The organism is Blautia sp. 210820-DFI.6.14 (assembly GCF_020558815.1).
Taxonomy (GTDB): Bacteria; Bacillota; Clostridia; order Lachnospirales; family Lachnospiraceae; genus Blautia_A; species Blautia_A obeum.
In genome coordinates, this window is the sequence record NZ_JAJCKS010000047.1 from 1 (window position 1) to 10,741 (window position 10,741).

The 10,741-nt window shown below is 36.5% G+C and carries 9 protein-coding genes and 1 pseudogene; all 10 read left to right on the forward strand.

Annotated elements, in window-relative coordinates:
- Positions 1-331: 331 nt before the first annotated feature.
- The 10 genes and pseudogenes from LI112_RS17180 to LI112_RS17225 all read left to right on the forward strand — a co-directional run bounded on the left by LI112_RS17180 (position 332) and on the right by LI112_RS17225 (position 10,546).
- Complete coding sequence (locus LI112_RS17180; protein ID WP_227191153.1) at positions 332-1,585, forward strand: ATP-binding protein; 1,254 nt, start codon at positions 332-334, stop codon at positions 1,583-1,585.
- Between the two features lie 247 nt (positions 1,586-1,832).
- Positions 1,833-4,706 carry a transporter substrate-binding domain-containing protein gene (locus LI112_RS17185; RefSeq protein WP_118051469.1) on the forward strand — a complete coding sequence of 958 codons (2,874 nt, stop codon included), beginning with the start codon at positions 1,833-1,835 and terminating at the stop codon, positions 4,704-4,706.
- On the forward strand, positions 4,690-4,857 hold the full coding sequence (locus tag LI112_RS17190) for a hypothetical protein (RefSeq protein WP_227191154.1): 168 nt from the start codon (positions 4,690-4,692) through the stop codon (positions 4,855-4,857). Before LI112_RS17185 ends, LI112_RS17190 begins: the two co-directional genes overlap by 17 nt.
- 297 nt (positions 4,858-5,154) lie before the next feature.
- On the forward strand, positions 5,155-7,077 hold the full coding sequence (locus tag LI112_RS17195) for a hybrid sensor histidine kinase/response regulator (protein WP_227191155.1): 1,923 nt from the start codon (positions 5,155-5,157) through the stop codon (positions 7,075-7,077).
- A gap of 285 nt (positions 7,078-7,362) precedes the next feature.
- Positions 7,363-7,770 carry a Fur family transcriptional regulator gene (locus LI112_RS17200; protein ID WP_227191156.1) on the forward strand — a complete coding sequence of 136 codons (408 nt, stop codon included), beginning with the start codon at positions 7,363-7,365 and terminating at the stop codon, positions 7,768-7,770.
- A gap of 7 nt (positions 7,771-7,777) precedes the next feature.
- Positions 7,778-8,359, forward strand: a pseudogene (locus LI112_RS18580) (flavin reductase); the annotation flags it as partial.
- A 42-nt stretch (positions 8,360-8,401) separates the two neighbouring features.
- Complete coding sequence (gene rbr / locus LI112_RS18585; protein ID WP_117593938.1) at positions 8,402-8,944, forward strand: rubrerythrin; 543 nt, start codon at positions 8,402-8,404, stop codon at positions 8,942-8,944.
- Positions 8,945-8,959: 15 nt separating this feature from the next.
- Entirely contained in the window at positions 8,960-9,913 is a 954-nt protein-coding gene (locus LI112_RS17215) for an L-lactate dehydrogenase (protein WP_227191157.1), read from the forward strand.
- Positions 9,914-9,922: 9 nt separating this feature from the next.
- Positions 9,923-10,297 carry a desulfoferrodoxin family protein gene (locus LI112_RS17220; protein ID WP_117638864.1) on the forward strand — a complete coding sequence of 125 codons (375 nt, stop codon included), beginning with the start codon at positions 9,923-9,925 and terminating at the stop codon, positions 10,295-10,297.
- A 90-nt stretch (positions 10,298-10,387) separates the two neighbouring features.
- Positions 10,388-10,546 carry a rubredoxin gene (locus LI112_RS17225; protein ID WP_005426676.1) on the forward strand — a complete coding sequence of 53 codons (159 nt, stop codon included), beginning with the start codon at positions 10,388-10,390 and terminating at the stop codon, positions 10,544-10,546.
- The last annotated feature ends 195 nt before the right edge of the window (positions 10,547-10,741 follow it).

Sequence of the window (10,741 nt, forward strand, 5' to 3'; positions counted from 1 at the left end):
GGATAGCTTGTAGATACTTGGCTCAGTAGAGCCATTGAGCAAGAAGCCCCCACTTTAAAATCAGAGATTTAAGTGGTGGGAGCATGTCACAGTATGGCGAGAAAGACTAGATTTTGTAGGATTTTCTAGATAGAAACAAATAATTTACACCTTATTTACACCTTTGGAAGACCGAATCGGAATAATTAAAAAAGTTGTCATAATTCAGTTGGTCAAAAAATAATACTACACTTAAAATCAATTAAAAAATCAATCGTAAAAAAATACGATTGATTTTTTGCGCATTTTTGCATATAATATAATCATTATGGTTGGAAAGGGAACGATTACTATGCGTGAAACAAGAATATTAGAATTCAAGGAAACGATTACGAATACTTTTTTGAAAACAGTTAGTGCCTTTTCGAATTACAATGGTGGAACAATTCTTTTTGGGGTTGATGATAATGGAAATGTGAAAGGATTGCTAGATGTAAAACAGGCCTGTCTGGATATCGAAAATAAAATCAATGACAGTATATCACCTCAACCAAACTATACACTTGAAATACAGAATAATGACCAGACGATAAAACTTACTGTAAAAAGTGGTCTTCAAAAACCGTATTTATATAAATCAAAAGCATACAAACGAAATGATACAGCAACGATAGAGGTAGATACATTGGAATTTTCAAGGCTTGTATTAGATGGAAAAAATATTAGCTTCGAAGAATTACCTTGTAAAGATCAGGAGCTATCTTTTAAAATTTTACAGTATAAACTGAAAGAAAATATTTACATTGAAACTTTCAATCAAGATACTTTAAAGACATTGAACCTGTATGACAATATAAATGGTTATAATAATGCAGCGGGACTTTTGGCAGATAAAAATCATTTTTCAGGAATTGATATTGTTAAGTTCGGTGAGAATATCAGTATTATTCAAAAAAGAGTAACGTTTGAACATATATCGGTTTTAGAAATATATGAAAAAGCACTTGCTGTATTTAGAGATTATTACCAATATGAAGTAATACAGGGGGCTGACAGAAAGATGGTAGAGAAAATACCGGAAGCAGCTTTCAGAGAAGCAATTGCAAATGCTTTGATTCATAGGGTATGGGATATTAATTCACACATCAGAGTTTCTATGTTTGATGATAAAATAGAAGTAGTGTCTCCTGGTGGATTGCCGGCGGGAATAACGGCAGAAGAATATTTATCAGGTAAACTATCTATTTTAAGAAATAGAAATCTTGCAAATGTATTTTACAGACTGGGATTAGTAGAGATATTTGGGACAGGAATTACACGAATCAAACAACTGTATGCAGAGAGTTTGATAAAACCAGAATTTGAAGTGTCAGAAAATGCTATAAAAATTGTACTACCGATATTTGAAACGAATGTCAATTTAACCGAAGACGAAAAAGTGATTTACAAATTTTTAAGTAAGACGATGCTGAAACCAATAAGTGAAATTGCACCATATGTCCCATTTGGCAAATCAAAAACAACACAATTACTGAAAGCTATGGAGAAAAAGGGTGTGATTGCAGTTGAAGGAAAAGGCAGAGGAACAAAATATATCATTAAGTGATGCGACACGACTTTCTGTCTTGGATCAAGTGCTTGGAACATCATAAAAAATGAGGGGATAAAGGAAGTTGGCTGTAGAGTTTAATTATAGTAAAAGTACAGCAGAAGCTGTCGCAAAGATATCTATAAAAATGTTGTGGGGTATTGAACATTAATGAATGTAAAATTAAAATCTGGAAGCAAGCAAGCAAGCAAGCAAGCAAGCAAGCAAGCAAGCAAGCGACTGTAGCCTGGAGGGTGGGAGAAAGATGAAGAAGTACAAATTAGTACAGAATATAAGAAATTTCAAATTTTGTTACTTTATATTTTGCACAATTATATGTTTTATTGTTTTATCCGTTCCTACATTTGCCAAAGAAAACTCTGACAATGTTATCCGGGTAGGATCTTTTGAGGAAACTTATAATGTAGTCAATGAAAAGGGAGAAAGAAGCGGCTATGGTTATGAGTATCTTCAAGATATTGCAGGTTATGCAGGATGGACATATAAATACATAACAAGTGATTGGAAAAACTGCTTTACACAGTTGGAAAATGGAGAGATTGATATTCTTGGTGACATTTCCTATACAGACGAACGTGCTGAAAATATGCTTTTTTCCGATATGCCTATGGGGGAAGAGAAATACTACATCTATACGGATGCATCCAATATGGATCTTACAGCAGGAAATTTGGATTCTTTTGAGGGAAAAAATATTGGTGTGTCTAAAGATAATATAGTGGAGGATGTGCTTAATGAATGGGAATCAAAATATGGTCTGCATACGAAGCATATCAATGTTTCTACAACCACAGAAATTAAGGACAAACTGTCGAAACATGAAATTGACTGCTTCGTTTCGGTAGAAGAATCCCGTTGGGAAGAATCGGATATTTCACCGCTTACAAGTATTGGAGAGACAGAAATCTATTTCGCTATAAATCCAGAACGTCCGGATATCAAAGAAGCACTGGATAGTGCTATGCGCAGAATCAAGGATGACAACCCATTTTACACAGATGATCTCTACAGGCGTTATCTTTCTGCACAGAGCAGCTCGTTTCTTTCAAAAGAAGAAAGTGAGTGGATCGGGCAGCATGGTGCAATCCGGATAGGGTATCTGAATCAGGATGGAGGTATCAGCAGTGTAGATCCATCAACAGGTAAACTGACAGGTGTTATTACAGATTATGTGGATCTTGCAGAAAATTGTCTGCAAGGTCAGACTCTGGAATTTGAATTAAATGGATATGAGACAAGAAGTGAACTGCTTCAGGCATTGCAGGATGGAAAAATAGACCTGATTTTTCATGCAAACCAGAATCCATACTTTGCAGAAACAAATGGATTTGCTTTGTCGGATACGCTATTGACTCTCAATATGGCAGCAATTACGGCAAAGGATTCTTTTGATGAAAACAAAGAGAATATAGTTGCCGTTGAAAAAGATGATTTTGCATTGAAAGCATATCTTTCATACAATTATCCGCAATGGAAGGTTGTGGAATATGAAACATCAGATGCAGCAGTAAAAGCAATGCAGAAAGGGGAGACGGATTGTATTGTAAGCAATTCAGGTACTGTTTCGGACTATTTGAAAAATAATAAGCTTCATAGTGTTTTCCTGACAAAAGAAGCTGATGTTCCATTTGCTATTCAGCAGGGAGAGCCGGTTCTTTTGTCCATTCTGAATAAAACACTGACATCTATGCCTACAACTCAATTTTCAGGTGCAGTAGTTTCGTATAATGCTTCCTCACGAAAAGTTACAGCGAAGGATTTTATTCAGGACAATTTACTGACAGTTTCACTTATCGCTGGAATTTCTTTTTTCGTTGTTCTGTGTATAATTCTTGATTCTTTGAAAAAATCAAAACGTGCGGAAGAAAAATCCAAGAAGTCTGCTGAGCAAGCATTGAAGCTGAATCAGGAGCTTGAAGAAAAACAGCAGGAATTACAAAATGCACTTGTAGAAGCACAGAGTGCCAATAAGGCTAAGACTTCCTTTTTAAATAACATGTCTCATGACATCAGGACACCGATCAATGGCATTATGGGCATGCTTACAATTCTTGAAAAAAGCGGAAATGATGGTGAGCGGGCAAAAGATTGCCTGAATAAAATAAATGAGTCTTCGAAACTGCTATTATCATTGGTAAATGATGTTTTGGATATGGCAAAGTTAGAATCGGATACCGTGGTTTTTAGTGATGAATCCATCAATCTGGATCAGGTATGTCAGGAAATCACGGAGTCACTATCTTTTCAGGCAGAAGAAAAAGGACTTCATGTTATAGGAGAACATGATGATTACAGTGGTATATATGTTTGGAGCAATGCAGTTCATCTGAAAAAAATATTGATGAATCTGTTTACAAACAGTATGAAGTACAATAAGGTGAATGGTTTTATTTACATGAGTATGAGAACGATTGAAAGATCAGAAGATCACATGACATGTGAATTTAAAATAAAAGATAATGGAATTGGAATGTCAGAAGAATTTATAAAAAATGAATTGTTTACTCCATTTGTACAGGCAGATAATTCCCCACGTTCTGATTATAATGGGACAGGTCTGGGAATGCCTATTGTGAAACAACTTGTAGAAAAGATGGGCGGAACCATAACAGTTGAAAGCAAGCTTGGTGAAGGGAGCTGTTTTACTGTAATACTTCCATTTAAAATTGATACGAATGCACGGCCGGAAGAAAAAGAAGATTTTGATGCAGATATATCAGGTGTCCGGATATTATTGGTTGAAGATAATGAGCTGAATGCGGAAATAGCAGAATTTATGCTGACGGAAAATGGGGCTAAAGTAGAAACAGTGAAAAATGGGTTAGAAGCTGTTCAGCACTTTGAAGCCTGCGAATTAGGAACATACGATGTTATTTTAATGGATGTCATGATGCCGGTGATGGATGGGCTTACTGCCACAAAAACAATAAGATCCCTGGAACGGCAGGATGCAAAAACAATCCCTATCATTGCTATGACTGCAAATGCATTTAGGGAAGATGCAGAAAAGTGTATGGAAGCAGGAATGAACGCACATCTTGCAAAGCCGCTGGATGCGGAAAAAATTAAGCAGACCATAAGCGAAGAGTTGAGAAAGCAAAATGCCTGTCATAAATGATTATGAGGCAACCGCAGTCTGTGACTGTTTTGGTTTTTATAACTGTGCTGATCGTTCTGCTTCTTATCCTGACTGTAATGGTACATATGAGGAACAGAAAACTGAAAAGTACGTTGGAAGAACAGAGGACGGAAAGACGGCTTTTGGATAAGATATGTGCAGATTTTACGGCTGTCTATTATGTTGAATTAAATACCAGTTCCTTTGAAATTCTCCATATAAATGGCGGGACCAATGTAAAAAAATGAATCCGAACCAGCATGAATTGATTGAAGGCGGAAGAATGCATTTCCACAGAATACCGTATATGTGATGGCAATTGGCACAGGATGCTTTTTACTGTAAAAAAAGGGATGAGTCTGGAAATGTAACCCATGTTTGCAAAATACGTGAAGAGTTGAGGCGTTTTGTATTAAATTAAAATTAGGTAAAAGGCATGTGAAATACGATGATGAAAAATAACTATATAAAACAAAAAAGAAAAGATCAAAATCCGGTAAATCATTGGAAAATTTTTGAGGGACGGTTGGTATTCCTTCTGGCAATGGTGATTTTGGTTGTTGTTGCATATACTTTTATTTTACAACAAGCATATACCAAAACTGCTCTGAAAACAGAAATTGAACGAGATATTTCCAGTGCAGATGCGGTTCATAAGCTGGTAAATGACAGACTGGGACGAAAAGATTTTAATGAAATAAAAAGTAAAGCTGATGAGAATACAGAACTATTCAAGAATATGTCGACATATATGAATGAAATCAGAACGCTGAATTCTACGAGATATATTTACACAGCAAACAGAAATGAAGACGGTAGATTGATTTACGTTGTAGACGGACTGGATCCATCGGCTGGTGACGTCAGACATCCAGGAGATCCGATTGAAAAGGAGATGGTTCCTTATATAGAAAAAGCACTTTCTGGAAAAACAGTATATTCTCAGGATATTGTTGATACAACATGGGGACCTATTTTTACAGCCTGTTATCCTGTGACAGCGGATGATGAATCTAATGAAGTGATAGGTGCTTTCTGCATAGAAATGGATATGCAGAAAGCGTATGGAATGGTTGAGAAGACGAATAAGTTAAGTATTGTACTGGGATGCATTACAGCGTGTATTTTGTTAATATTATGTACCTGTGGATATTCTGTATATAAGAAGCAAAAAGAAAATGAGCAGAAACAGCAAAAACTGTTGCAGGAAGCTGCAAGACTGGCCGATTCAGCTAATAAAGCAAAATCAACATTTCTGTTTAATATGTCTCATGATATTCGTACCCCTATGAATGCAATCATTGGATATGCAGAATTGGGAGAGAAACATTTAAAGGAGCCAACTATATTAGAGGATTACTTTGAAAAAATATTATTGTGCGGAAAGAAAATGCTGCATTTGATTGATAACATTCTTGAATTAGCACGAATCGAAAACAACCAAGCAACGCTGGATGAAACAATAACAGATGTTTCTAAAAACTTTGATTTATGTATTGATATGTTTAGGAAACCGATAGAAGAAAAACATCAAACACTGAAAGTCAATAAGAACATTCGATATCCATACCTGTATATGGATGATGCAAGATCATCTGAAATTACGATTAACATTTTGAGTAATGCTGTGAAATACACGGGTGAAGGCGGTAACATAAGCTGTACATTGAACCAATATCCCGGCGAAAAAGAAGGTTGGAGTGTATTAGAGCTTATCATAGCAGACAACGGAATCGGAATGTCAGAAGAATTCCAAAAACATATTTTTGAATCATTTTCACAGGAACGATCTTCGTCAGACAGCGGAATAGAAGGTAGCGGACTTGGAATGGGAATCGTGAAGAAACTGGTGGATTTAATGAATGGCAAGATCACAGTTCAGAGCAAACCGGGAGCAGGTTCTACTTTTACAATCACGCTTCCATTAAAAATAGCAAATGAGGAAGAAAGGAATCCGAAACATGCAGACGGTCAGTTGAATATCAAAAAACTGGAAGGAAAAAGGGTTCTTCTGGTAGAAGATAATGACTTGAACGCAGAAATTGCAACAGAACTTTTGACGGAAGAGGGAATCATGATAGAAAGAGCGGAGAACGGCGTTGCATGTATTGATATGTTTAACAAAGCAAAGCAAAATTACTACAGTCTGATTCTGATGGATATTCAGATGCCGATTATGAACGGATATGAAGCATCCAGGAGAATTCGAGAACTGAAAGACGGTAACAAATCGCAGATTCCAATTGTTGCAATGACAGCAAATGCGTTTGAAGAAGATAAGAAGATAGCTTTGGCAAGTGGCATGAATGATCATGTTGCAAAACCAATAGATATGAATGTATTATTGCCGACTATTATGAAATATATGTAAAGGAAGAAAGAAGGACACTGATTTTGCAGTCAGTGTTCTTTGGGATACTCCCTTTTTTAGAGCTAGAGATTTTGGTAACGCCCAGATCCTGAAGCTCTTTTTTTAGGGCTGATTTATCTTCAGATTCAGAATATGTATTTGAATGCAAAATAAAATAGTTATTCAGGTAAAAGATGCTCAGTTTGGCGACTTTTATAATAATGAGAATTATTACTATTTTTATTGACAACAGGATAATAGTGGTATATAATCCTTATTAAGAACTAATCCTAATAAGGAGGATGAATGACAAGTAGGAGAAATACCATTCAAAAAGATCTTGTAAGAAATACCGTATACGAAATGAGAAGACACGTTACGGCAAATGAAGTGTATGAATTTATAAAAGAAGCATATCCAACAATTGGAAAAGGAACTGTATATAGAAATCTTGATATATTGGTAGAGGAAGGTGCATTAAGAAAGGTTGAAGTTCCGGATGGACCGAACCGATTTGATTTTACATTGAAAAATCATTACCATGTAAGATGTATAAAGTGCGGTGAAATTTTTGATGTGGATATGGATCAAATACTGGATTTGCTGGAAAGAATTCATAACACTCATGGAATTGAATTTGTGGATTATGATATTTCATTTAAAGGTATTTGCCCGAAATGCAGGGAGAAGGTAAAGGAGGAACAGCATGGATAGGAAAGCAATGTATAAGTTGAGTTATGGACTGTTTATATTGACCGCTAAAGAAGCAGAAAAAGATAACGGATGCATCATTAATACAGCCATTCAGGCAGCTTCGGAACCAAACCAGTTAAGTATCTGTGTAAATAAGGCAAATTATACGCATGATATGATTCAAAGAACCGGAAAATTTACTGTATCAGTCTTAAGTCAGAAGGCACAATTTGAATTGTTCAAACATTTTGGCTTCCAATCAGGAAGAGATACCAATAAGTTTGAAGCATTTGAGCAGTGTGCCAGGGGCACAAATGGTATTTATTATATTACAGAAGGTACAAATGCATACATTTCTGTGACAGTTACTAAAACAGAGGATTTGGGTTCACATACGATGTTTATCGGTGAGATAACCGATATGGAAGTTTTAAGCAATGTTCCTTCGGTAACATATGATTATTATCAGAATAATATTAAGCCTAAGCCACAGGAGGTTGGAAAAACAGAGGACAGTCAGACAATATGGCGTTGCAGAATTTGCGGATATGAATATGTAGGCGAGGAATTACCAGATGACTTTATATGTCCTTTGTGCAAGCACCCGGCATCAGATTTTGAAAAAGTAGTAAAGAAAACGGAGATAAAAGAGATGGCAGCAAACAAATATGCAGGAACACAGACAGAGAAGAATTTACAGGAGGCATTTGCAGGGGAATCACAGGCAAGAAATAAGTATACCTATTTTGCTTCTGTAGCGAAAAAGGAAGGTTACGAGCAGATGTCAGCATTGTTTCTAAAGACTGCAGATAATGAGAAAGAACATGCAAAGATGTGGTTCAAGGAATTAGCAGGAATTGGTGATACAAAGGAAAACCTGGTGGCAGCGGCAGAAGGCGAAAATTATGAGTGGACAGATATGTATGATGGCTTTGCTAAAACAGCTGAGGAAGAAGGATTCCCTGAGCTTGCAGCAAAATTCAGGGCAGTAGGTGAGATTGAGAAGCACCATGAGGAAAGATATCGTGTACTTCTTAAGAATATTGAAACTTCACAGGTATTTGAAAAGAGCGAAGTTAAGGTATGGGAATGCCGTAACTGCGGACATATTGTGGTAGGAACTAAGGCTCCTGAAGTATGTCCGGTATGTAATCATCCACAGAGCTATTTTGAAGTACATGAAGAGAATTATTAAGGAGATGAGATTATTATGAAGAAAGTGATTAATTCAAAAAAAGCAGTAATGATAGGCTGTGGCTTTGTTGGTTCTGCATCGGTATTTGCTCTGATGCAGAGTGGCTTGTTTACAGAGATTGTCCTTATCGATGCAGATAAGAACAAGGCAGAAGGAGAAGCGATGGATATCAGTCATGGTATTCCATTTGCTAGTCCGATGAAAATATATGCCGGAGATTATGATGATGTGGCTGATGCTGCAATTGTTGTCATATCTGCCGGAGCGGGACAGAAACCGGGAGAGACAAGGCTTGATCTCGTAAATAAAAATGTAGCAATATTTAAGTCAATCATTCCTGAAATAGCAAAGAGAAATTTTGAAGGTATCATGCTTGTAGTTTCGAATCCGGTAGATATCCTGACTCAGGTAGCCATAAAGTTATCAGGACTTCCAGAAAACAGGGTTATTGGATCGGGTACTGTGTTAGATAGTGCCAGATTAAGATATAAGCTTGGTGAGCATTTATCTGTGGACAGCAGGAGTGTTCATGCATTTATAGTAGGTGAGCATGGAGACAGCGAAGTTGTAGCATGGTCATCAGCCAATGTATCTGGTGTTCCATTAAGTGAAATGTGTGAAATGCGTGGACATTACAAGCACAAGGAAAACACGGCAGAAATAGCTACAGCAGTCAAGAACAGTGCTTATGAGATTATAAACAAAAAGCACGCTACATATTATGGAATTGCAATGTCTGTAAAAAGAATCTGTGAAGCGATTATGAGAGATGAAAAATCAATACTTCCTGTATCACACATGATTCATGGAGTATATGATATTGACGAAGTATCGTTAAGTATGCCAGCTATTGTAGGTGCAGATGGTATTGAGTCTGATATACCTATTAATTTAAGTGGCGAGGAAGCGTTAAAGCTTAAGGAATCTGCAGATTCATTGAAAAAGATTATGGAGACAATTGAATTATAAATTTTACACATGGAAGTAAGGTATTATATTTGTAAGCATTGTGGAAACATTGTTGAAAAGGTAAAGGATAAGGGTGTACCTGTAATTTGTTGCGGAGAACCTATGCAGGAATTAAAAGCCGGAGTGACAGATGCTGCTGTCGAGAAGCATGTACCTGTATATACGATAGAAGGTAGTCATGTTCATGTCGTGGTCGGAGAGACAAAACATCCAATGATTGAAGAGCATTTCATTGAGTGGATTACATTAAATACAAACCAGGGAATATACAGAAAACAGTTAAATCCAGGGCAGGAGCCGGTAGCAGATTTTTGTCTTTGCGATGGTGAACAGGTAGAAGAAGTATATGCATATTGTAACCTGCATGGATTATGGAAATGCTAAAAGCATTTATACATATTAAGGTTACAGAACAACACAAATATAACAGTAATATAGGCTGTGTATTAATATATTTACAAGGAGGAACAACGAATGAAATACGTATGTGATGTTTGCGGATGGGAATACGATGAGGAGAAGGGCTATCCAGAAGGTGGTATTGCACCAGGAACAAAATGGGAAGATGTTCCGGAAGATTTTGAATGCCCATTATGTAATGTTGGAAAAGATGAGTTTTCAGAAGTTGAATAGAAGCCTAATCTTTTGTTAAATACGGATGGATAAACCAAAACCCTGGTGCGTGAGCAACAGGGTTTTTTATTGCGATATTTTGTGATGATATCACAGAAAATAATCTACCTTTTGCTTATAATGTAGCTAGAAACTAAGTGAGGAGGTAGTCTAAATGAGATTAAAAGATAAAGTTGCAATCATTACGGGTGGAAG